The 20,247-nt window shown below is 62.0% G+C and carries 21 protein-coding genes and 1 tRNA gene; 10 read left to right on the forward strand and 12 right to left on the reverse strand.

Annotation, left to right across the window (positions count from 1 at the left end; translation table 11 throughout):
- Window positions 1–60: 60 nt before the first annotated feature.
- From ABY403_RS00300 to ABY403_RS00320, 5 genes are all read right to left on the reverse strand, one after another.
- Window positions 61–1,308: a class I SAM-dependent RNA methyltransferase gene (locus ABY403_RS00300; protein WP_372837539.1), complete on the reverse strand. Its 1,248-nt coding sequence runs from the start codon at window positions 1,306–1,308 to the stop codon at window positions 61–63.
- 67 nt (window positions 1,309–1,375) lie between these two features.
- Window positions 1,376–3,214 carry an ABC transporter ATP-binding protein gene (locus ABY403_RS00305; protein ID WP_372837540.1) on the reverse strand — a complete coding sequence of 613 codons (1,839 nt, stop codon included), beginning with the start codon at window positions 3,212–3,214 and terminating at the stop codon, window positions 1,376–1,378.
- A gap of 44 nt (window positions 3,215–3,258) precedes the next feature.
- Window positions 3,259–4,404, reverse strand: a complete 1,146-nt coding sequence (locus ABY403_RS00310; RefSeq protein ID WP_372837541.1) for a CCA tRNA nucleotidyltransferase — start codon at window positions 4,402–4,404, stop codon at window positions 3,259–3,261.
- Window positions 4,404–5,000, reverse strand: coding sequence for a CoA pyrophosphatase (locus tag ABY403_RS00315; protein WP_372837500.1), 597 nt, complete (start codon window positions 4,998–5,000; stop codon window positions 4,404–4,406). Before ABY403_RS00315 ends, ABY403_RS00310 begins: the two co-directional genes overlap by 1 nt.
- Window positions 4,993–5,988 carry an Hsp33 family molecular chaperone HslO gene (locus tag ABY403_RS00320; protein ID WP_372837501.1) on the reverse strand — a complete coding sequence of 332 codons (996 nt, stop codon included), beginning with the start codon at window positions 5,986–5,988 and terminating at the stop codon, window positions 4,993–4,995. The genes ABY403_RS00315 and ABY403_RS00320 overlap by 8 nt, the downstream gene beginning before the upstream one ends.
- Before the next feature lie 89 nt (window positions 5,989–6,077).
- Between ABY403_RS00320 and ABY403_RS00325 the strand changes: the two genes are divergently transcribed.
- Entirely contained in the window at window positions 6,078–6,521 is a 444-nt protein-coding gene (locus tag ABY403_RS00325) for an NUDIX domain-containing protein (protein ID WP_372837502.1), read from the forward strand.
- A 25-nt stretch (window positions 6,522–6,546) separates the two neighbouring features.
- Here ABY403_RS00325 and ABY403_RS00330 read toward each other — a convergent pair whose 3' ends face one another.
- The gene (locus ABY403_RS00330; RefSeq protein ID WP_372837503.1) at window positions 6,547–7,818 is read right to left on the reverse strand and encodes a PP2C family protein-serine/threonine phosphatase; all 1,272 of its coding nucleotides are present in this window, start codon (window positions 7,816–7,818) and stop codon (window positions 6,547–6,549) included.
- Between the two features lie 150 nt (window positions 7,819–7,968).
- On the opposite strand from ABY403_RS00330, the gene ABY403_RS00335 reads away from it, so the two are divergent.
- Window positions 7,969–8,313 carry an Hpt domain-containing protein gene (locus ABY403_RS00335; protein ID WP_372837504.1) on the forward strand — a complete coding sequence of 115 codons (345 nt, stop codon included), beginning with the start codon at window positions 7,969–7,971 and terminating at the stop codon, window positions 8,311–8,313.
- Here ABY403_RS00335 and ilvA read toward each other — a convergent pair.
- On the reverse strand, window positions 8,310–9,557 hold the full coding sequence (ilvA, locus tag ABY403_RS00340) for a threonine ammonia-lyase IlvA (protein ID WP_372837505.1): 1,248 nt from the start codon (window positions 9,555–9,557) through the stop codon (window positions 8,310–8,312). The two genes, ABY403_RS00335 and ilvA, sit on opposite strands and share 4 nt — an antisense overlap.
- Window positions 9,558–9,861: 304 nt before the next feature.
- Here ilvA and ABY403_RS00345 point away from each other — a divergent pair, with 304 nt between their 5' ends.
- Both ABY403_RS00345 and mog read left to right on the forward strand, forming a co-directional pair.
- Window positions 9,862–11,091, forward strand: a complete 1,230-nt coding sequence (locus ABY403_RS00345) for an argininosuccinate synthase (protein ID WP_372837506.1) — start codon at window positions 9,862–9,864, stop codon at window positions 11,089–11,091.
- Window positions 11,088–11,612, forward strand: coding sequence for a molybdopterin adenylyltransferase (gene mog / locus ABY403_RS00350; RefSeq protein ID WP_372837507.1), 525 nt, complete (start codon window positions 11,088–11,090; stop codon window positions 11,610–11,612). The genes ABY403_RS00345 and mog overlap by 4 nt, the downstream gene beginning before the upstream one ends.
- 53 nt (window positions 11,613–11,665) lie before the next feature.
- Here mog and ABY403_RS00355 read toward each other — a convergent pair whose 3' ends face one another.
- The gene (locus tag ABY403_RS00355; RefSeq protein ID WP_372837508.1) at window positions 11,666–12,697 is read right to left on the reverse strand and encodes a LacI family DNA-binding transcriptional regulator; all 1,032 of its coding nucleotides are present in this window, start codon (window positions 12,695–12,697) and stop codon (window positions 11,666–11,668) included.
- Between the two features lie 208 nt (window positions 12,698–12,905).
- Between ABY403_RS00355 and ABY403_RS00360 the strand changes: the two genes are divergently transcribed.
- Window positions 12,906–12,981, forward strand: a tRNA-Arg gene (locus ABY403_RS00360).
- A gap of 8 nt (window positions 12,982–12,989) precedes the next feature.
- Here the strand turns inward: ABY403_RS00360 and ABY403_RS00365 are convergent.
- Together ABY403_RS00365 and ABY403_RS00370 are read right to left on the reverse strand one after the other, a co-directional pair.
- On the reverse strand, window positions 12,990–13,694 hold the full coding sequence (locus tag ABY403_RS00365) for a transcriptional regulator (RefSeq protein WP_372837509.1): 705 nt from the start codon (window positions 13,692–13,694) through the stop codon (window positions 12,990–12,992).
- A complete protein-coding gene (locus ABY403_RS00370; protein ID WP_372837510.1) occupies window positions 13,666–13,950 on the reverse strand; it encodes a hypothetical protein in 285 nt (94 codons plus the stop codon). Before ABY403_RS00370 ends, ABY403_RS00365 begins: the two co-directional genes overlap by 29 nt.
- Window positions 13,951–14,120: 170 nt before the next feature.
- Between ABY403_RS00370 and ABY403_RS00375 the strand changes: the two genes are divergently transcribed.
- The 3 genes from ABY403_RS00375 (at window position 14,121) to ABY403_RS00385 (ending at window position 16,506) form a co-directional block, all read left to right on the forward strand.
- A complete protein-coding gene (locus ABY403_RS00375) occupies window positions 14,121–14,561 on the forward strand; it encodes a hypothetical protein (protein WP_372837511.1) in 441 nt (146 codons plus the stop codon).
- A gap of 109 nt (window positions 14,562–14,670) precedes the next feature.
- Window positions 14,671–15,306, forward strand: a complete 636-nt coding sequence (locus ABY403_RS00380; protein WP_372837512.1) for a ribonuclease HII — start codon at window positions 14,671–14,673, stop codon at window positions 15,304–15,306.
- A gap of 84 nt (window positions 15,307–15,390) precedes the next feature.
- A complete protein-coding gene (locus ABY403_RS00385) occupies window positions 15,391–16,506 on the forward strand; it encodes a site-specific DNA-methyltransferase (protein WP_372837513.1) in 1,116 nt (371 codons plus the stop codon).
- A 125-nt stretch (window positions 16,507–16,631) separates the two neighbouring features.
- Here ABY403_RS00385 and ABY403_RS00390 read toward each other — a convergent pair whose 3' ends face one another.
- Complete coding sequence (locus tag ABY403_RS00390; protein ID WP_372837514.1) at window positions 16,632–17,774, reverse strand: alkane 1-monooxygenase; 1,143 nt, start codon at window positions 17,772–17,774, stop codon at window positions 16,632–16,634.
- A gap of 89 nt (window positions 17,775–17,863) precedes the next feature.
- A complete protein-coding gene (locus ABY403_RS00395) occupies window positions 17,864–18,931 on the reverse strand; it encodes an A/G-specific adenine glycosylase (protein ID WP_372837515.1) in 1,068 nt (355 codons plus the stop codon).
- A gap of 81 nt (window positions 18,932–19,012) precedes the next feature.
- Between ABY403_RS00395 and ABY403_RS00400 the strand changes: the two genes are divergently transcribed.
- Window positions 19,013–19,567 carry a DUF721 domain-containing protein gene (locus ABY403_RS00400; RefSeq protein WP_372837516.1) on the forward strand — a complete coding sequence of 185 codons (555 nt, stop codon included), beginning with the start codon at window positions 19,013–19,015 and terminating at the stop codon, window positions 19,565–19,567.
- 3 nt (window positions 19,568–19,570) lie between these two features.
- Window positions 19,571–20,245: a DsbA family protein gene (locus ABY403_RS00405; RefSeq protein ID WP_372837517.1), complete on the forward strand. Its 675-nt coding sequence runs from the start codon at window positions 19,571–19,573 to the stop codon at window positions 20,243–20,245.
- Window positions 20,246–20,247: the final 2 nt, after the last annotated feature.

Below are 20,247 nucleotides of genomic sequence, written 5' to 3' on the forward strand. Positions count from 1 at the left end.
CGTGCCTGCCGAGCGCTTCGCGCCCTTTTCGCGATTTTTACCCGAAAACGCGGCGCTTGCCTAGCGGCCGGATGCCGCGCCACGCGGTCTAAGTGAAAATCGTGCGGCAAGCTCGATATGCGTTGACCAGCGGAACTGATCCACCAGTTCGATCCAGTCAAGTTGGTAACCCACCGCCACAAGCGCGCGCGCATCGCGGGCAAAGCTGACCGGGTTGCACGACACATAGGCCAGCAGCGGCACTGCGGCCCGCCCAATCTCGACCACCTGCGCCTCGGCACCTGCGCGCGGCGGGTCAAGCACCACCGCATCGAAGCGTCCAAGCTCCTCGGGCAGCAGTGGCCTGCGGAAAAGGTCGCGCGCCTCGGCGCTGACGTTCTTAAGGCCCGACACCCCGCGCGCGCCTGCCAGCAGGGCCGCCACCATCGCCGGATCGCCCTCGACCGCGTGCACCTCGGCTTGCGAGGCCAGCGGCAAGGCGAAGGTGCCGCAACCGGCAAAAAGATCGGCTAGACGCGAAGCACCGCCCACTGTGGCTTTCACCGCCGCCAGCAGCGCCGCCTCGCCTTCGCGCGTGGCCTGCAAAAACGCGCCGGGTGGCGGCTCTACCCGCGCGAGGCCGAAGTGCTGGCTTGGCGGGCGGCGCAGGGCCAGCGGCTCGCCGTTCCAAACCAGTCTGGCGAAGCCATGCGTCTCGGCCAACGCGGCAAGCGATTGGCGCAGCGGCGCATCCGGCTCTCGACCACCTGAAACCGCAACATCGACGCCGCCATCGGTCGCGCTCAGCGCAAAGCTGATCTCGCCCTTGCGGCTGGCACCCAGAACGGTTGCCGCGCGCAGCGCTGGCAGCACCGCCAGCAATTCGGGCCGCAGCACCCGGCAATCGGGCGCATCGACCAGCGTTTCGGAAGCACGGGCGTGAAACCCTACCATTGCGCCAGCCTTGGTGCGCCGCCCCGCAAGCACTGCCCGGCGGCGCGATGCGGGTGGCGAAAGGTGCTCTGCGCCAATCGGTGCCTGAAGCCCTTGCGCCGCAAGAGCAGTGCGCACAACCTCGGCCTTCCAACGCGCGACGAAACCATCCGAAGCGTGCTGTAGCGCGCAGCCACCGCAGGTGCGGTAATGCGGGCAGGGCGGGCGCACCCGATCCGGGCTGGGGGTGACAATCGCCGGGGCGTCAATGCGCCCGGCCAGAACTTCGCCCTCGATCACCTCGCCGGGCAGCGTGCGAGGCGCAAAAACCGGGCCTTCAGGCGTTTCGGCTATGCCATCGCCCAGATGCCCAAGGCGCGTAATCGTGACCTTCATGCGCGCACCGCGCCCGCTGGCACCCGGCCAAGTTGCGTAACCCAAACTGTCGTGAAATCGGTGCGGTTCATGCAACATCCTCGGTGCCGATAAAGCCGCCCGACTGGCGGCTCCAGTAGCGGGCATAAAGACCCCCGCGCGCCAAAAGCTCGTCATGGCTGCCGACTTCGACGATGTGGCCGTCGTCGAGCACCACGATTCGGTCCATCTGTTGAATGGTCGAAAGCCGGTGCGCAATGGCCAGCACGGTCTTGCCGCGCATCACCCGTGAGAGCGCCTCTTGAATGGCGGCCTCTACCTCGCTGTCAAGCGCGCTGGTGGCCTCGTCCAGCACCAGTATGGGGGCATCCTTCAGAAACGCCCGCGCCAGCGCAATGCGTTGGCGTTGCCCACCCGAAAGCTTGACCCCGCGCTCGCCCAGCGCGGCGTCATAGCCCGTGCGGCCCTTGTGATCCTTCAATCCAAGAATGAAATCGTGCGCCTCGGCGCTGCGCGCTGCGGCTTCAACCTCGGCTTCGGTGGCATCGGGGCGGCCATAGAGGATGTTCTCGCGCGCGCTGCGGTTGAACATTGCGGTTTCCTGCGTGACCGTACCGATCTGGCGGCGCAGGCTTTCCTGCGTGACATCGCGAATGTCATGCCCGTCGATCAGCACGCGCCCCTGTTCGGTATCATAAAGCCGCAGCAGCAAGGCCACCAAGGTTGATTTGCCCGCGCCCGAGGCACCGACAATCCCCAACCGCTCGCCTGCGCGAATGGTCAGATCGATACCCTCAATGCCGCCGGTGGCGCGGCCATAGGCAAAGTGCACGCCCTCAAATCGCACCTCACCCGAAACTCGCGGCAGATCCAGCGCATCGGGCGTATCGGTCAGCGTATGTGGCGGCGTCAGCGTGTGCATGCCGTCCTCGACCTCACCGACCGAACCCCAGATGCCCATCAGCGACATGCTGACCCAACCGGTCATCTGCGCGATCCGAATTGCGATCGCCCCCGAAGCGGCGATGTCGCCCGTGCTCGCGCCGCCGTTCTGCCAAAGCAGCAAGGTACCGCCCACCATCAGTACCGGCAGCAGGCCCGAAAGCGTCATCAGAGCAAAGCGGAACCACGCGGAAACGACGCCAAAATCAAGCGCGCGGTCGCGGAACCCAGCCATTGCGGCCAAGGCGGCGCGATCTTCGTGTTCGGCATGGGCGAACAGCTTGACCGTTTTGATGTTGGTGATGGTATCGACCACCTGCCCCGTCACCATCGCCCGCGCCGAAGCCCGCGCCGCCGAACGGCCGCGCACCTTGGGCAAAAACCAGCGGATCAGCCCGATATAGGCCAGCAGCCAAAGGCAAAGCGCAAAGGTCGCCCAACCGTCGATGGCCAGCAAGAAAACCGCAGAACCAATGATAGAGGCAAGCGCATAGAAAACCGTATTGATGATCTCGGTCGCCACATCGGTGACCGCGCGCGCGGTTTGCATCTGCTTTTGTGCAATGCGGCCGGCAAAATCGTTGTCAAAAAACGTCACCGCTTGGCCCATTGTCCACCGATGCAGACGCGACAGCACCAGCGGCAGCAGGTTTGGCGCGACGATCACGTTCGAGGTTAACGAGGAAAGGCCAAAGACGAGCGGGCGAAGCAATAGGTAAAAACCTGCGAACATCGCAACAAGCGGCCAATTCTCTGCGAAAAAGCGCCCCGGTTCGGCGGCAATTGCCGCGTCGATGACCCAGCCAAGCAACATCGCCGAGATGATTTCAAGCGCCCCGGACGCGGCCGAAAGCCCGCCCGAAACCGAAAGCGCAGGCCACGCGCCCTTCAGCGACCACCCCATGAACGGCAACAGCCGCTGCGGCGGGGTGCCCTCGGCGGGTTTGAAGGCATCGATCAAAGATTTGCGCGCGGTTTTGCCCATGGCACCGATATAGGCCGCTTGCCGCGCCGACGAAACCCGCCACGTCACGCCAAAAGCTCGGCCCGCGTAAGCGCGAAATCCGAGGCGATCCAGCGCGCCTCAAGCTCTTTCAGCCGCGCACCCAAAGCTGCGCCGGAAACCGCAGCCATCAGATCGGCGGCCTTGAGCGGAAACGTCGCCCCGGCCCCCCGCGCCAACTCAGCCTGCCAGCCATCGGACGGTGCATACCCGGTCAGCGCCGCGCGGGCCAGCAGCGCACTTGCCCCCAGATCAGCGCCGAATTGATAGCCAAGCACCGCCGCGGGTGCGTCATCCCGTGATGCCGTCACGAGCACGTCGAGCGCACGCGCATCGGCGCGCGCAAGGCGCAGCGCCTCGGCCACGTCCTTGCCGCCCAGAACCGCCAGCCGCCGACGCCAATCTGGCACGCGCCCCGCCTCAAAATGAACCAACGGCGCAAGCGAGCGCGCATCCGCGCCCGGCAAAAGATGTGCCAGCACGCCAGCCGTCTGCATGGCGGTCACCGCAGGCGCGGGGTTTGGCGCCGCCAGCAGCTTGCGCATTTCGGCCCCCACCCGTTCACGAGATAGCCCCTCGACCCCTAGCGCATGTTCGGCACACGCCGCGAGTGCGTCGGCATCCACCCCCGCGTCAGGCGCACCGAACCAAGCGGTAAATCGGAAAAACCGCAGAATCCGCAGATAATCTTCCAAGATGCGATCATCAGGATGCCCGACAAACCGCACGCGCCCGGCAGCCAGATCGGCCAGCCCTTCACCCAAGGGGTCAATCACGTTGCCCGCCGCATCGACATAAAGCGCGTTCATCGTGAAATCGCGCCGCGCGGCATCGTCTACGATGTTGTCAGCAAAGGCTACGACCGCGTGGCGACCGAAGGTTTCGACATCGCGGCGAAAGGTGGTTACCTCATGCCCGACGGCCGCGACAACAAGCGTGACGGTGCCATGTTCGATACCTGTCGGAACAGCGCGAATATTGGCGGCCTTGGCAAGTTGCTGCACCCGTTCGGGCCGCGCGTCGGTGGCAATGTCGATATCCGATACGTCATGCCCCAAAAGTGCGTTGCGCACCGCACCGCCAACAATCAACGCTTGGTGCCCGCCCTCTGCCAGCATCGCCAGCACCGCCTGCACGCCCGGATCAGTCAACCACGCCCCGTGAACCCGCATCATCCCGCCATTCTGTCGGCCAGCGCGCGCAATATCCGCGCTGTTGCGCCCCAGACATAGTAAGGCCCATATGGCACAACATAATAGTGCCGCATCTGCCCGCGCCAGCGCCGCCCTTCAACGCGGTAGTTCGCAGGGTCGGCAAAATGCGCAAGCGGCACGGTGAACACGTCTTCCACCTCGCCCGCCTCGGGGCGCGGGGTGAAAGGCGCGATGATCCGGCCAAGCACTGGGGTGACAAGAAATCCGGTCACGGTTTCATGCGCCGCCATGCTGCCCAAAAGCTCGACATTGCCACGGGGCAGGCCAACCTCTTCTTCCGCCTCGCGTAATGCCGCCGCAGAGGCGTCAGCGTCGGTCGCATCGACCTTGCCGCCGGGAAGGGCGATCTGCCCCGGGTGGTGCTGCAAATGCGAGGCGCGCTTGGTCAAAAGCACGCGCAAATCGCCCCGGTAGAACTCGATCCCGATCAGAACCCCGGCAGGGCGCAGAACCCTTCCTTCGGGCAACACCGTGCCGGGGTTGAGATCGTAATCAGAAGAAGGCCGCCCCGGCCGCGCCAGCGCCGCCGCGAGGGGCGCAAACGCGTCAGTCACGGCTTTTATCCGGCAAGGGCGAGCCATCGGGGGCAAGCAACGCTTCAAAGCCGAGTGTTGCGGGGTCAAAGCGGTAATGCGCCCCGCAAAACTGGCAGTCGGCGGTAACGATGCCTTCTGGCGTCGTCATATAGGCAATGTCCTTGGCCGAATAGATTGACAAAGTCTGGCGCACCTTGTCGGGCGTGCATGTGCAGCCGAACCGCACCGGTTGCGAGAAGAACACGCGCGGATTTTCTTCGTGGAAAAGCCGCAGCAGCAACTCGGTCGGCGCAACCTTCGGGCCGATCAGTTCCAACGTCTCGACAGTATCGAGCAGCACGTTGGCACGCGTCCAATTTTCGCCCGGCACGCTTTCGTGCATCGCCTTGTTTTCGGGCTCCACGGCCAGCGGCGAAGCCTCGGGCATGTGTTGCAGCATTAGCCCGCCCGCCCGCCAGCGCATCTCTTGCCCCGGCAGTTGCGACTGTCCGAAAGCCAGCGCAAAGCGCGTGGCGATCTGTTCCGACTGAGCGAAATACGCTTCGGCACAGGATGTCAGCGACCCTCCTGCCAGCGAGGTCAGCCCCTGATACGGCAAAGACCCTTCGCCCTGATCGATCAGAACGGCAAAATAGCCCTCGCCAATTTGCGAGAATGCATCAACCTCGGGGTCGAACCTTTCGGCATCATAACTTGCCCAGCCGCGTATTTGCGCAGGCTCGCCGTTGGCACCGGGACCGTAGTAATCGGTTGCAATGATCCGCACGGCCCCTTTGCCACGAACTTGCAGGCTAAGCTTCCAGCGCAGCTTGATCGCCTGACCGATGAGCGCGGTCAGCACCACGGCCTCGGCGACAAGCGCCTCGATCGCGGGCGGGTAGGCGTGTTGCGAAAGCACCTGCTGCAACACCCCGTCAAGGCGCGCAACGCGGCCGCGCACATCGGCGAGGTCAAGTTGGAAGGGCAGAACGGTATCGTCCCATTCGATCGGCAGTGGCGTTGTCATATCGGGCATCCCGGGGGTTTTCTTGCAGCTCAACGGCTGGCATACCGCGCCTATATGGGGGCCAAGGCGGCGCTGCCAAGGGGAAATGCATGATCCGCAGGTTTTGCGAGCCATTGGTGCGTGGGCAAAAATACCATCTTCGCGCAGGTGCCTACGCCATTTTGCCGCTTGACGGGCGCGTTCTGCTTACCCATCAGGCAAAGCCGCAGCCCGAGTTTCAGCTGCCCGGCGGCGGCATCGACGCAGGCGAAAGCCCGCTGGGCGCGCTGCACCGCGAGGTGTTTGAGGAAACCGGCTGGGGCATTGCCGCGCCGCGCCGCATTGGTGCCTTTCGCCGCTTTGCCTATATGCCTGAATACGACCGCTGGGCCGAAAAGCTTTGCACAATTTACATAGCCCGCCCCACCCGCTGCTTCGGCAAACCGCGCGAGCCGGGGCATAGCGCCGTCTGGATGCGCCCAGAACAAGCCGCCGAGCAACTTGGCAACGAAGGCGACAGGCATTTTCTGCGCCGAGCCTTCAGGCTCGCTTAAAGCGCCGACGGGTGCGACCGCGCGTTTAGCCGTCGTTTTCCTTTGCGCTGTTGAACTCTAAAAGCACCGCCGAAACATCGTCGGTCAGATCACCATCCGCGAATTCGGATACATCCCACATCACGCCTTCCAGAAATACCTGCCCACGAAGTTTGGCGTTTCGCGTCATCACCGCGCGCAGCCCGATTTCACCTAAAAGCGCACCGCGCGCGTCGGCCGCCTCGGTCACGCCATCGGACATCAGAAACAGCCGGTCGCCGGGCCGAAGCGTCGTGCTGCAAAGCTCGTATTCCGCGCCCTCGATCAGCCCCACCGGCAGCCCACCATTGCCCAGATATTCGATCGTGCCATCGGCGCGCTGCACCGCCGGGTGCGGATGCCCCGCCTGCACCAGATCGACCTTGCCGGTGATCAGATCGACATCGGCATAGACCAAGGTGAAATAGCTGTCTGTCTGCATTTCTTCGAGCACGAGCGCGTTGAGGTAGGCGGCAACCTCGTGCGGGGGGCGGGCGTCATAGATCCCAAGATCCGTCAGCACCAGCGCGATGTTTTGTTCAGGCGACGAGCCGGAAAGAAAGCCCGCAAGCCGCGCGGTCATCAACGCAGAGGTGATACCGTGCCCTGAAACGTCGATGCCGAACAAGCCGACGCGGCGTGAATTGATTGGGAAATACCCCACCAGATCGCCCCCGACATGGCCAGAGGGGCGCAGCAGCAGCGATACTTCGGTGCCACCAAACTTTCGGTGCCTATCCTTCAGCAAACTTTGTTGAAGCTTTCGCGCCTCGCGCAGATCACGGTCAACCGAATCATAGACGCGCTGCAACTCGGCAAGCGTGCTGCTGAGTAGGTTGTTCTTGGCTTTGAGTTCCGATTGCATGCGAAGGATGCGTTCGCCCGCCGCCAGCCGCGCGCGCAGTTCATCGCCGTTGACCGGCTTTACCAGAAAGTCATTGGCACCGCTTGCAAGCCCGCGCGCCACCTCGCCCTTTTCGATTTTGGAGGTCAGCAGAACAAAGTAGCCGTAATCATCACGCGGCAAGGCGCGGTAGGCGCGGCAGAGATCTAGCCCCGACATACCGGGCATCACCCAATCGGACAGCACAAGATCAACCTGTTCTGTCGCGCAAAGCAGCAAGGCCTGTTCTCCCGACTCGGCCTCCAACACCTCGTATCCGGCGCGGGCGAGTTGCGATGCCAGAATGCGCCGCTGCATCCGGCTGTCATCGACAACAAGGACACGGCGGCCATGCGGCCTTGGCTGCTCGGACGCATTGATGAGCGCTTGTGACAAGAAAAACCCTTGAAATCCGCTTCCGGGCAAACCTAGCGCGGGCCGCTTAACAGCGCGTGAAATTGCGGTGGATGTGGTTTTTAAGCTTTCGGCAAACTCTGCGACATAGCGTTTCAAAAGGTGAAGGATTTGCGCTTATTGGAGATTTCCGTGATCGATTGGGAACGCGTGACCGAACTGCATGACGAGATTGGCGAAGAAAGTTTCGCCGAAGTGGTGGATCTGTTTCTTGACGAGGTCGAATCCATTCTCACGCACCTTGGCACCTGCCCACAAAGCCTTGGGGACCATTTGCATTTTCTGAAGGGCAGCGCGTGGAACATCGGGTTTGCCACCTTTGGCGCGGCCTGCCAGGAAGGAGAGCGCCAAGCCACCGCAGGCCATGCCGCCGAAGTCGATATCGCGGCGATCTTGTCCAGTTACGAAAGATCCAAAATGGCTTTTTTCGCCCGCGTCGGCGAGTTTTGCGAAAGCGGTCGCGACCGGGTGAGCTAGACCAGAAACTCCGTCAGTGCGTCGTCATCAGTGATGTCACGGTAGTTGAAGCCCGCAGCGTCAAGCTGCGCGGTAAGCCGCGCAAAGTTTGCCGCCTGGCGGGTTTCGATACCGATCAGCACAGAGCCGAAGTTTCGGGCCGATTTCTTGAGATATTCGAAGCGGGCAATGTCGTCGTCTGGGCCAAGTAGGTTGAGAAACTCGCGCAAAGCGCCGGGGCGCTGCGGCATGCGCAAGATAAAATACTTCTTCAGCCCGGCATGGCGCTGCGCGCGCTCTTTTACCTCAGGCAAACGCTCGAAATCGAAGTTGCCACCCGAGGTGATGCAAACCACGGTCTTGCCCGCAATTTCATCCGTCAACTCTGGCAAAACGTCCAGCGACAGCGCCCCGGCAGGCTCTAGCACGATGCCCTCGACGTTCAGCATTTCCAGTATGGTGATGCAGATCCGGTCTTCGGGTGCCTGCAACACCTGTTCGGGGTGCACCCAGCCAAGTTTGGCAAATGGCAGCGCCCCGACTCGCGCAACCGCAGCGCCATCGACAAAACTGTTTACCTTCTTCAGCGTCACCGGCGCGCCTGCGGCTAGGGCCGCGGCAAAGCTGGCACCGCCTGCCGGCTCGACAAAACGAAAATCAACCGATGGCGCAGCTTCTCGTAAATAGCCCGTCACCCCTGCCGCAAGGCCACCGCCACCGACCGGCAGCACCACCAGATCGGGCGCGCGACCGAGCTGTTCGAGTATTTCCACCGCCACCGAAGCTTGCCCCTCGATCACATCGGCATCGTCGAAGGGCGAAAGAAAATGCGCGCCCGCCTCGGTGCAATAGTTTTGCGCTGCCGCAAGGGTCTGGTCAAAGTAGTCGCCTGTCAGGACGATCTCGATGGCATCACGACCAAAAGCGCGGGTCTTGTCGATCTTTTGCTGCGGCGTCGTAACCGGCATGAAGATCGTGCCACGCACGCCAAAGTGGCGGCAGGCATAAGCGACACCCTGCGCGTGGTTGCCCGCGCTGGCGCAGACGAAGTGCCCCTGAGCGGGGTTGTCAGCACGCACTTTGCGCATGGCATTGAAGGCACCGCGCAATTTGTAGCTGCGCACAGGTGCCAGATCTTCGCGCTTTAGCCAGATGTCTGCGCCATAGCGCGCCGAGAGATGGTCGTTGCGTTGCAGGGGCGTTTGCTCGAACAGCGCGCGGAGTGCGGCTGTTGCGGAAAGGGCGGCATCAGAGAACTGGGGCATGCGGCCCTCCTGTCTGGGTCAACCCTCTTGCGCCAGTTTCAGCCTGCGCTGTCAAGCAGGCTTGGCGCGGTGGATCGTTGCGCATCGGGATTTTCGCCCCCCCACGCCGCGTTCTTCCGATGGCAATTTGCGCCATACATGTGATCGCGTAACTCTGCGCAACCGACACTCGCACCCGCGCTGGCCGCGCCCACCCCGACAAATGGGTTCTGGCCGGGCAGGTGCCCCGGCACATGCCCTTGCCGCCCTGTGCAAAACCCAATAAACCGACGCGGTATCTAATGCTCCTGCACAGAGGCCCCCCATGTCCGCACCAAAAAAAGTCGTTCTTGCCTATTCGGGCGGCCTAGACACCTCGATCATTCTGAAATGGTTGCAAACCGAATACGGCTGCGAGGTGGTAACCTTCACCGCCGACCTAGGCCAAGGCGAAGAGCTAGAGCCTGCGCGCAAGAAGGCGCTGTTGCTGGGCATCAAGCCGGAAAACGTTCACATCGTCGATGTGCGTGAAGAGTTCGTGCGCGATTTCGTGTTTCCGATGTTCCGCGCCAATGCGCTTTACGAAGGGCTTTACCTGCTGGGCACCTCGATCGCGCGCCCGCTGATTTCCAAGCATCTGGTGCGCATCGCCGAAGAATGTGGCGCTGACGCCGTGGCGCATGGTGCCACCGGCAAAGGCAACGATCAGGTGCGCTTCGAACTTGCGGCCTATGCGCTCAACCCCTCGATCAGCGTTATTGCGCCGTGGCGCGAATGGAGCCTGACCAGCCGGACCAAACTGCTTGAGTTTGCCGAGGCGAACCAGATTCCGATCGCCAAGGACAAGCGCGGCGAAGCCCCGTTTTCGGTTGACGCAAACCTGCTGCACACCTCGTCAGAGGGTAAGGCGCTGGAAAACCCCGCGAACGAAGCGCCCGACTACGTCTATCAGCGCACCGTCAACCCCGAAGACGCGCCCAATGTGCCTGAGATGGTGGAAATCACTTTCGAGCGCGGCGACGCGGTTGCGATCAACGGCGAGGCTATGTCGCCGGCAACCATCCTGACCCGCCTCAATGAACTTGGCGGCAAGCACGGCATCGGCAGGCTTGATCTGGTCGAAAACCGCTTTGTCGGCATGAAATCGCGCGGTATCTACGAAACCCCCGGCGGCACGATCCTGCTTGAAGCGCATCGTGGAATCGAACAGATCACGCTAGATGCGGGTGCCGGGCATCTGAAAGATTCGATCATGCCGCGCTATGCGGAACTGATCTACAACGGCTTTTGGTATTCGCCCGAGCGCGAGATGCTGCAGGCCTTGATCGACAAGAGCCAAGAACATGTCACCGGCACCGTCCGGGTCAAGCTCTACAAGGGTTTTGCACGCACCGTGGCGCGCTGGTCTGAACATTCGCTCTATTCCGAAGCGCATGTCACGTTCGAGGAAGACGCAGGCGCTTACGATCAGAAAGATGCCGCTGGTTTCATTCGCCTCAACGCGCTGCGCTTGAAGCTGATCGCAACCCGCAACGCCCGCGTGGCGCGGAAATGACGGCGCGGGCCGCAATTGTTACGGTGTCCGACCGCGCATCGCGCGGCGAATATGAAGACAAGGGTGGCCCAGCCTGCGAAACGTGGCTCAGGGGCGTAGTCACGTCGCCCCTGACCGTCACGCGTGACATCATACTCGACGGGCGCGAAAGCGTTGCCGCCACGCTGCGCCGCCTTGTTGCCGAAAGCGCAGACCTGATCCTTGTTACCGGCGGCACCGGCCCCTCACCGCGCGATCTGACGCCGGAGGGTGCCGCCGAGGTGATCGAAAAATCGCTCGACGGGTTTGGCGAGGAAATGCGGCGCGCCAGCCTGCGCGAGGTGCCCACCGCCATCCTTTCGCGCCAAAGCGCAGGGATCGCGGGCAAAAGCCTGATCATCACCCTTCCGGGCAAGCCCGCCGCAATCGCTACCTGCCTTGATGCTGTGTTTGCCGCCGTGCCCTATTGCCTAGACCTGATCGGCGCCGCGCGCATCGAAACCGACCCGGCCCGCATCGTGGCCTTTCGGCCCAAGGCTTAGGTTCCCGCCGCAACACCCGCGGGGGCGAATGGGCCGATGGGGGCACAAAGCCCCTAGGCCTTGCGGATTGTGTCACCGAATTGCAGCACCGGCTTCAGTTCTACGACTTCGCCGCCGACCAACCCGGCATGACTGCGCCCGGCAATGATCTGCGCGGCGCGGATGCCGATTTCGTGGCGGCACGCATCCATCGTCGCCAACCTGCGCGGCAACCCTTCGAGCAGATCGACACCGTTAAAGCCCGCGAGTCCCAGTTTTCCCGGCACGTCGTAGCCGTTTTCAAGGCACCACAGCAGACCGCCTGCACCAATCATGTCATTGGAATAGTATAGAAAATCTACTTCCGGATGGCGCTTCATAAGGGCCATAGTCATCTCGCGGCCCTTTGCCAGCGCCGAGCCGCCCGAATAATAGACCGAGTCGACCAGTTCTAGCCCGGCAGCGGCAAGCCCTTCCATAAAGCCCTCAAGCCGTTTGCGTGCGCGATGGTCGTCAGGCATCTTGGTGCCCAAGAAACCGATCTTGCGGTAACCTGCGGCGACAATTGCATCGGCCATCTCGCGCCCGGCGCGTCTGTGGGAAATGCCCACGACCGAATCAACATGCGGCCCATCGACATCCATGATCTCGACAATCGGAATACCGGCGTTTTGCAGCATGTTGCGCGCGGCAGGCGTATGTTCAAGCCCAGCGATAATCACCCCTGATGGCCGCCACGAGAGCATCTCGTAAAGAATAGATTCTTCGCGCTTGGCCGAATATTTCGTAACCCCCACCACGGGTTGAAGCCCCGTATCTTCAAGTTCCTCGGAAATCCCGCCCAGCACATCAGGGAACACAAGGTTCGATAGCGAAGGAATAATCACGGCGACCAGATTGACGCGCTGGCTGGCCAAAGCGCCTGCGATCTTGTTGGGCACATAGCCAAGCCGCTGTGCCGCCTCCAACACCTTCTCTCGTGTTGCCGCCGAAACGTCGCCGCGGTTGCGCAGCACGCGGCTGACGGTCATTTCCGAAACCCCCGAGGCTTCGGATACGTCGCGCAGCGTCAATGTTCGACGAGGAACGAGAGGGGTATGGGTCATGAGTCAGACCTTTCGCTTGGGGGGCCGCCCCATGCTTAGCCCCAATTCTTTCAACAGCGCAAGTATCTGGAACCCGCGATGTTAACGCTAACAGGCAAAGAATGCCATGATAGCGACAATTCAATGCAATTTTCTTGCGATGCCAAATCGATCACAGCCACCCTGACGGCTTGCACGGGGCTGCGATTGCCCGCATTAAGGCACCATTGGCCCCGTAGCTCAGGGGATAGAGCGGCCGCCTCCTAAGCGGCAGGTCGATGGTTCGAATCCATCCGGGGTCACCAATCTGCCATCAGGTCATGCGGATCGCGGCTTTATCGACAGAAAGCATATAGCCCTTGCGCGCGATGTTGCGCACCAGAAGTTCGGCCACCAACTGATTGCCCAGCGCATCGCGCAGCCGCTTGATGCGCGTGGCACCCGCCGATTCGTCGCAATCGGCGGCGCTGCGGCCAGAAATGACCGCCTCGATCTCGGCACCCGAAAGCACGTCATCATCCATCCGCGCTTCTGCAAGAACAGCCAATGTCTCGATTGCGGCAGGCGTTAACGTAAAGGCCATATCGTTCAAGATCACCGTATTCTCGGCGCGCGCAATGGTCAGGCTGCGCACCTCGATGCCTGCCCGCTCAATCTCGCCCATGCGGCGGTTAAGCGAAACGATCATCAGTAAGAACACCAGCGCCGCAATCAGCAACGCAGCCGCGAAAAGCAGCAGGATGAAGATGATGACCCGGTAGCTAGAGAGCACTTCTGAAAACGAGGTGCCAGATTGCGCCAGCACTTCCAGCAAGCGCAGTTCACCGGCACCGGTCAGCGCGTCGTTTTCCATGAAAATGCGCTCGACACGCGCGTTGAAGGCGTTGGCGTCGGGCAGCGCAACAAACAGCCCTATGGCCGCAGCCGCCAGAATGACGACAATGGCACCGATGCCCCAGACCACCGCGCGGCTGCCGCTGCGCAGGCTGTCAGTAGCGGAGGTAATTCGCTCCGGCACTCTCTTTCCTTTGATCCAGACCTTCAGGGCCAAAGATGGAGAGAATGTTGAGCAGCGTCCAGCCGTTTTGCGCCAGACGCGGCGCCAGTGCCGCTGCGGCGTCGCTGACTGAACCGCAGGCGGCGTCGGGCAGTTGCGCCACGCCGTATTGCAGGCGAAGCGGATCGTCGCGCTTTGCCTTGTAATCGGCGTAGCAAGCGGCGTTTGCGGGGCTGACGGCAAGCGCCAGCAGAAGGGTGAGGATGCGCGTTTTCATGCAGCGAGAATGCGTCAGAGCAGGGCTGCTATACAATAGCAACGCCTCCGCGCATGGGTGCTAGCCGATAGCAGGCCGCTGATATTGCTTGGCAGAGCGTGACGGGGCGATGGTTCGGTCATCGCAACCGGCGCTGCCTGCCAGTCGCCCCTGAAAAGGAACCGCATATAATGAAACGTCTCATCGCCCTGACAACCGCCGCCGCGTTTGCACTGACCGCTGTCACCGCAACCCCCGCCGCCGCATGGGGCAAGAACGAGCAACAGGCGCTTAGCGCGATTGTCGGCCTTGCCATCCTCGGCACGATCATCAATCAGGCAAGCAACAGCAAGGCGCAGCCTGCACCCTCCCGCCCCTCGCACAACCCCGCGCCGCCGCGCGATGACCGCTGGGAACAGCGCAGCATCTGGCTTCCCGGGTCGTGCGTGCGCTCCGTCCGGATCAACTCGCGCTCGCGCGACGTGGTATCGGCGCAGTGCCTTCGTGACGAGGGCGTGACGGCGCGTCTACCTTCCAGCTGCGCGTTCGACATTCGCACCGATTGGGGCACGCAGCGCGTCTATGGCACCAGCTGCCTTGCCGACTCGGGCTTCCGCGTTTCGCGCCGCTAAGGTTTGTACGCCGCGTGTTACACGCATTGTCTTGCGGCAAGCTGTGGCGGGGACTTCGGTCCCCGCCTTTTTCGTTGCGCACACCACGCTGATGCGGCCATATGCGCGCATGAAACCCACCCCCGATCTTGTCTTTGAAACCGCAGCCCTTGCGCGCGGCTTCACCCGCATCGCCGGGGTTGACGAGGTTGGCCGCGGGCCGCTGGCAGGGCCGGTTACGGCTGCGGCGGTGGTATTGGACCTTACCCGTATTCCCGCCGGGCTGAACGACAGCAAGGCGCTCAGCGCAGCACAACGCACCACGCTTGCCGAGGCAATTCTGGCAAGCGCCGATTGTGCCGTGGCCCATGCCAGCGTCGAGGAAATCGACAGTATCAACATCCTGCAAGCGTCACATCTGGCGATGCGACGCGCTCTTGCAGCACTCGCGGTGCCTGCGGATCATGCCTTGATCGACGGCAACCGTATGCCGCGTGACATGGTGATGAGCGGCGAATGTATCGTCAAAGGCGATGCGCGCAGCCTCTCTATCGCCGCCGCTTCGATCATTGCCAAAGTGGCGCGCGATGCACTGATGGTGGATTTGGCGCAACAGCACCCCGGCTATGGCTGGCAAAAAAACGCAGGTTACCCCACGCCCGACCACCTCGCGGCGCTGAAAAATCTCGGCGTGACCCCTCACCATAGGCGTTCGTTCCGACCTGTGCACAACATCTTGTATCAAGATGTTTCTCTAACCCCTTGATTCAAAAAGAGTTTGACGGCGAATCGCCTTTGACTCATTCTGTCCCAAAGAAAACGGCGCAAATGCCGGGGACAGAGGCAGCAGATGACCAAGACCATTACACGGCCAGCGCAAAGCGCGCTGCCGCTGAACCAAATCCTTGCGGGCGACTGCATTGACGTGATGAACAGCCTGCCCGAGGGCAGCATCGATCTCATATTTGCCGACCCTCCCTACAATCTTCAGCTGAAGGGCGACCTGCACCGGCCCGACAACTCCAAGGTCGATGCCGTTGATGACGCTTGGGACCAATTCGCAAGCTTTGCCGCCTACGACCGCTTTACCAAGCTTTGGCTTGCCGCCGCGCGCCGCTTGCTGAAACCGCATGGCGCGATCTGGGTGATTGGCTCGTACCACAACGTATTCCGCATGGGCGCCGAGTTGCAGAACCAGGGATTCTGGATCCTCAACGACGTGGTCTGGCGCAAGTCGAACCCGATGCCCAATTTTCGCGGCAAGCGGTTGACCAACGCGCATGAAACGCTGATCTGGGCCAGCAAGGAAGAAGCCAGCAAATACACCTTCAACTACGAGGCGCTGAAAGCCCTGAACGAAGGTGTGCAGATGCGGTCTGACTGGGTCCTGCCAATCTGCACCGGGCACGAACGCGAAAAGGATGCCGCTGGCGACAAGGCACACCCGACGCAAAAGCCCGAAAGCCTGTTGCACCGCGTTCTGGTTGGCACCACCAACCCCGGCGATGTCATACTCGACCCGTTCTTTGGCACCGGCACCACGGGTGCGGTCGCCAAGATGCTTGGGCGAGAGTTCATCGGCATCGAGCGCGAGGCCGCCTACCGCGAAGTGGCCGAGCGTCGCCTTGCCCGCGTACGCCGCTATGACCGCGAGGCGCTGGAGACCACCGGCTCAAAACGCGCCGAACCGCGCGTTCCCTTCGGGCAGGTGATCGAACGCGGTATGTTGCGCCCGGGCGAAGAGCTTTATTCGCTCGGCAACCGCTTCAAGGCCAAGGTCCGCGCCGATGGCACGCTGATCGGCAATGACGTGAAGGGCTCGATCCATCAGGTCGGCGCGCATCTGGAAGGCGCGCCCTCGTGCAACGGCTGGACCTATTGGCACTTCAAGCGCGAGGGTAAGATGGTGCCCATCGACATTCTGCGCCAGCAGATCCGCGCTGAAATGGAAGTTCCCGGCGCCTGATTTCTACCGCAAACGCCTGTGCTTCGCGGCCCGCCCGCATTGCACTACCTTGCCCCGCCGTGTGCAAACGGCGGGGCTTTTTCCCATATGCTTCAGGCCAAATATCCCCGCCTGAGGCGCAGCTATCAAATTGATCCTGCCGGCATGGGGTTTTCGCCTGTATTGTAGGCCGACCAGTCAGTGATCTCGGGGTAGTACTTCTTGCGCCACGCGCGCACGCGCGGGTTCATCCGCCGCCGCCACAATGGCGGAACCATCGCAAGCGCGGTCATGATCGGGTAGCCAAAGGGCAGTTGCGGCGCTTCGTCGTCGGAATAGGTTTGCAACAGCGGAAAGCGGCGGTCGGGTTTGTAATGATGGTCTGAATGGCGCTGCAGGTTGATCAGCAGCCAGTTAGAGGCCATGTGGCTGGCGTTCCAGCTATGGCGTGGCAGCACATGCTCATACTTGCCCGCGCCCTTGTGCAAGCGGGTCAGCCCGTAGTGTTCGACGTAGTTGGTCAGTTCAAGCTGCCAGATCGCGATGAAACCCTGAAACACGAACAGCGCCAATCCGATCCAACCGCCAAGGTAGATCGCCAAAGCAATCGTCGCAATTTGCAACGCGCCATAGCGCCAGAACGGGTTTGAGGGGTGCCACATGTTGCGCCCGGCGCGCGCCAGCATCAGTTTTTCGGCACGCCACGCCGAACGCGGACAATCGCGCAGCACACGCCAGAAAAAGCGATGAAACCCCTCGTTATAGCGCGCAGTTGCTGCATCTCGCGGGGTGCCCACATACCAGTGATGCACCAAAAGGTGCTCTGTATGGAAATGCCCGTAGAAAACCGTGGAAAGTAAAAGGTCGCCTAGCCAGATTTCCAGCTTGTTCTTCTGGTGAAACAGCTCGTGGCTGTAAACGATGCCCACCGTGCCCGACATCACGCCGACGCCGAAGAACAACACGATCGTTTCCAGCGTCGTCAAATGATCGGTATGCGTCACCCACCAGATCATGCCGAAGATCGTAAGAAACTGCACCGGAAGCCAGATCATCGTGATCAGCCGGTACCACATCAGGTCCGACTCGGGGGTTTCCACATCGGGGTTGTCTTCGTTGCGCCCAAGGATCGCGTCCAGCACCGAAACCGCTGTCCAAGCGTAAAGTGGCGGCAAGATCACCGTCCAGCCGCCGACAGTCGCGCCCAGCAGGATCAGTGGAACAGTGCCCAGTGACAACCAGAACGGAAAGGCGCGGGATGGTTTGCGGATTTCTTCACGACTGGACATGGGCGACCTCAAAGCTTGCAAAAGCGCGGGAATGATAGCGTAGCGATAGTGTCGCGCAATCATGTCGCGCTGCGGCACTTACGCCCGCATCAGCGCGGCAAAAACCCGATTTGCGCGTGTAGCCACACCTTGCGCATCAATGTGGGCAGCGCGGCAGGCTGGAACTCTGCGGGTGGGGTAAAATCACCGCGCTCGGGGTTGGCACCTTGCGGCACCTCGGTCACCAGCACCCGCAGATGCAGGTGAAAATGTGTGAATGTGTGGCGCACCTCTCCCGGTGCTTCGCGCCAGTCGGCGGCCAAAGGCGGGGCGCTGTTGGTGTGCGGGCCCCATTCCGACCCCGGCCAACCAAGCATTCCGCCCAGCAGGCCACGCGGCGGGCGCCTTTCCAGCAGCAGGGCACCGTCGGCGCGGCGGGCCACATAGGCCGTGCCATAGCGGTTCGGCTTTTCCGGCTTGGCCGCCTTCTGTGGCAGCGTCGCGGCAATGCCCTCGGCGCGGCCTTTGCAAAAGCCCGCGACAGGGCAAACCTTACAGTCGGGCGTGCGCGGCGCGCAAATGGTTGCGCCAAGGTCCATCATCGCTTGCGCATGATCGCCCGCGCGTCGTTCGGGTGTAAGCCGGGCGGCAATCGCGATCAGGTCGCGCTTGGCTGCGGGAAGCGGCGTCTGCACCGCGAACAACCGCGCCGCCACGCGCTCGACATTCGCATCGACCACAGTTTCCGGTGCGTCAAAGGCGATGGCGGCCACTGCGGCCGCTGTATAGGGGCCTATTCCCGGCAGCGCAGCAAGCGCTGCCGCGGATTCGGGAAAGTGGCCACCGTGTTCGTTTGCAACCTTTCTTGCGCAGGCCAAAAGGTTGCGTGCGCGCGCATAGTAGCCAAGGCCGGCCCATGCCGCCATCACCTCTGCGTCGGGTGCCGCGGCCAATGCAGCCACATTAGGCCAAGTGGTCGTAAACCGCGCGAAGTGGCCCGCAACAGCGGCAACCGTCGTTTGCTGCAACATCACTTCGGAAAGCCAGACGCGGTAGGGGTCGGGCCGCTCGCCGCCAGCGCGCGCGGCGGGCCCTACCCGCCAAGGCAGAACCCGGGCGTGCCGGTCGTACCAATCCAGCAGCGCCGCGCTGATTTCCGCTTCTTTGGCGTCACGCAATCTTTATGCCTCCGCTCGGCATTCCACTGGCAAATGCTACCAACCTGCCTAGAATGACCATGGAAAAAGGGAAAGCCATCAATGTCTCAAACGCCCAGCAAGCGCCGGATGCGCGGCTTCGAGCCCGCCTCCGGGCTTGTGCGCGACCCGCTGCGCAAGGCAGGCGAGGCACGGGGCTTTTCGGTAACCCGGTTGCTGACGCAGTGGGCGGAAGTCGTTGGCGAAGATATCGCGGCGCAAACACTTCCTGTCAGGGTTAGCTACGGGCGCGGCGGGCTTGGGGCCACGCTGACGCTTTTGACAAGCGGGCCTGCGGCGCCAATCATGCAGATGCAGTCCGAACGCATCCGCGAGCGTGTAAATGCCTGCTACGGCTACAACGCCGTCTCGCGTGTCGTGCTGACCCAAACCGCGCCAACGGGTTTTGCCGAGGGGCGGGCGGTTTTCCGCCCCGCGCCTAAAGCGCAGGCCCCTGCCCCCGATCCTGCGCTATTGAAGCGTGCCGAGGCGGCGGTTTCGGCGGTTTCCGACCCGGACCTTCGTAGCGCCCTTGCGATATTAGGGCAGAACGTATTACTTCGCGCGAAACGTGCGCAAGACCGCGACCAGACCGACAAAGACACCCTGAAAGGCTGAAACATGGCAAAAACCACCCCGATGATGCTCCTTGGACTAGTCGCAGCGGCCGCCGTGGCTGCTGGCGGTTGGTGGCTTGTCCGGCCTAAAACAAGCGTTGCGGATTTTACCCTTGCGGCGATTGCGCAAGAGGCAAGCACCGAGACCGCAGAGCTTTTGCCCGACATGGTAATCGGCAACGAGGATGCAAAAGTCACGGTGATCGAATACGCCTCGTTCACATGCCCGCATTGCGGTGATTTTCACGCCAATGTCTTTGCACCGCTGCAATCCGAATACATCGACACCGGGCTGGTCCAGTTCATCCACCGCGAGGTGTATTTTGACAAGTTCGGCCTGATGGCCGCTATGATCGCCAATTGCGGCGGGCCTGAGAAATACTTTCCGGTCATGGGTGTCATCTATGACACTCAAGTGGAATGGTACGGCGACGGCGCAGAGTCCACGATCATCAACAACCTCATCAAGATCGGCCTGAAATCGGGCCTTTCGCAAGAGGCAGTCAACGCCTGCATCTCCGACAATGCGCGGGCCGAAGCCATGGTCGCCAACTACCTTGCACGCGCCGGTGCTGACGATGTCAACGCCACCCCGACGCTGTTTGTAAATGGCGTAAAATATTCCAACATGGCCTACGCGGACCTCAAGAAAATCATCGACGCCGAACTGGCGAAATAAGC

Source organism: Phaeovulum sp. (genome assembly GCF_041596715.1).
Classification (GTDB): Bacteria; Pseudomonadota; Alphaproteobacteria; order Rhodobacterales; family Rhodobacteraceae; genus UBA6213.

Bases quoted from the DNA above. Each gene is read 5' to 3' on its own strand.
- ABY403_RS00300 (WP_372837539.1), bottom strand. From the start codon at position 1,308: ATGAAGGTCACGATTACGCGCCTTGGGCATCTGGGCGATGGCATAGCC.
- ABY403_RS00305 (WP_372837540.1), bottom strand. From the start codon at position 3,214: ATGGGCAAAACCGCGCGCAAATCTTTGATCGATGCCTTCAAACCCGCC.
- ABY403_RS00310 (WP_372837541.1), bottom strand. From the start codon at position 4,404: ATGCGGGTTCACGGGGCGTGGTTGACTGATCCGGGCGTGCAGGCGGTG.
- ABY403_RS00320 (WP_372837501.1), bottom strand. From the start codon at position 5,988: ATGACAACGCCACTGCCGATCGAATGGGACGATACCGTTCTGCCCTTC.
- ABY403_RS00325 (WP_372837502.1), top strand. From the start codon at position 6,078: ATGATCCGCAGGTTTTGCGAGCCATTGGTGCGTGGGCAAAAATACCAT.
- ilvA (WP_372837505.1), bottom strand. From the start codon at position 9,557: ATGCCCCAGTTCTCTGATGCCGCCCTTTCCGCAACAGCCGCACTCCGC.
- ABY403_RS00345 (WP_372837506.1), top strand. From the start codon at position 9,862: ATGTCCGCACCAAAAAAAGTCGTTCTTGCCTATTCGGGCGGCCTAGAC.
- mog (WP_372837507.1), top strand. From the start codon at position 11,088: ATGACGGCGCGGGCCGCAATTGTTACGGTGTCCGACCGCGCATCGCGC.
- ABY403_RS00355 (WP_372837508.1), bottom strand. From the start codon at position 12,697: ATGACCCATACCCCTCTCGTTCCTCGTCGAACATTGACGCTGCGCGAC.
- ABY403_RS00370 (WP_372837510.1), bottom strand. From the start codon at position 13,950: ATGAAAACGCGCATCCTCACCCTTCTGCTGGCGCTTGCCGTCAGCCCC.
- ABY403_RS00375 (WP_372837511.1), top strand. From the start codon at position 14,121: ATGAAACGTCTCATCGCCCTGACAACCGCCGCCGCGTTTGCACTGACC.
- ABY403_RS00380 (WP_372837512.1), top strand. From the start codon at position 14,671: ATGAAACCCACCCCCGATCTTGTCTTTGAAACCGCAGCCCTTGCGCGC.
- ABY403_RS00385 (WP_372837513.1), top strand. From the start codon at position 15,391: ATGACCAAGACCATTACACGGCCAGCGCAAAGCGCGCTGCCGCTGAAC.
- ABY403_RS00390 (WP_372837514.1), bottom strand. From the start codon at position 17,774: ATGTCCAGTCGTGAAGAAATCCGCAAACCATCCCGCGCCTTTCCGTTC.
- ABY403_RS00400 (WP_372837516.1), top strand. From the start codon at position 19,013: ATGTCTCAAACGCCCAGCAAGCGCCGGATGCGCGGCTTCGAGCCCGCC.
- ABY403_RS00405 (WP_372837517.1), top strand. From the start codon at position 19,571: ATGGCAAAAACCACCCCGATGATGCTCCTTGGACTAGTCGCAGCGGCC.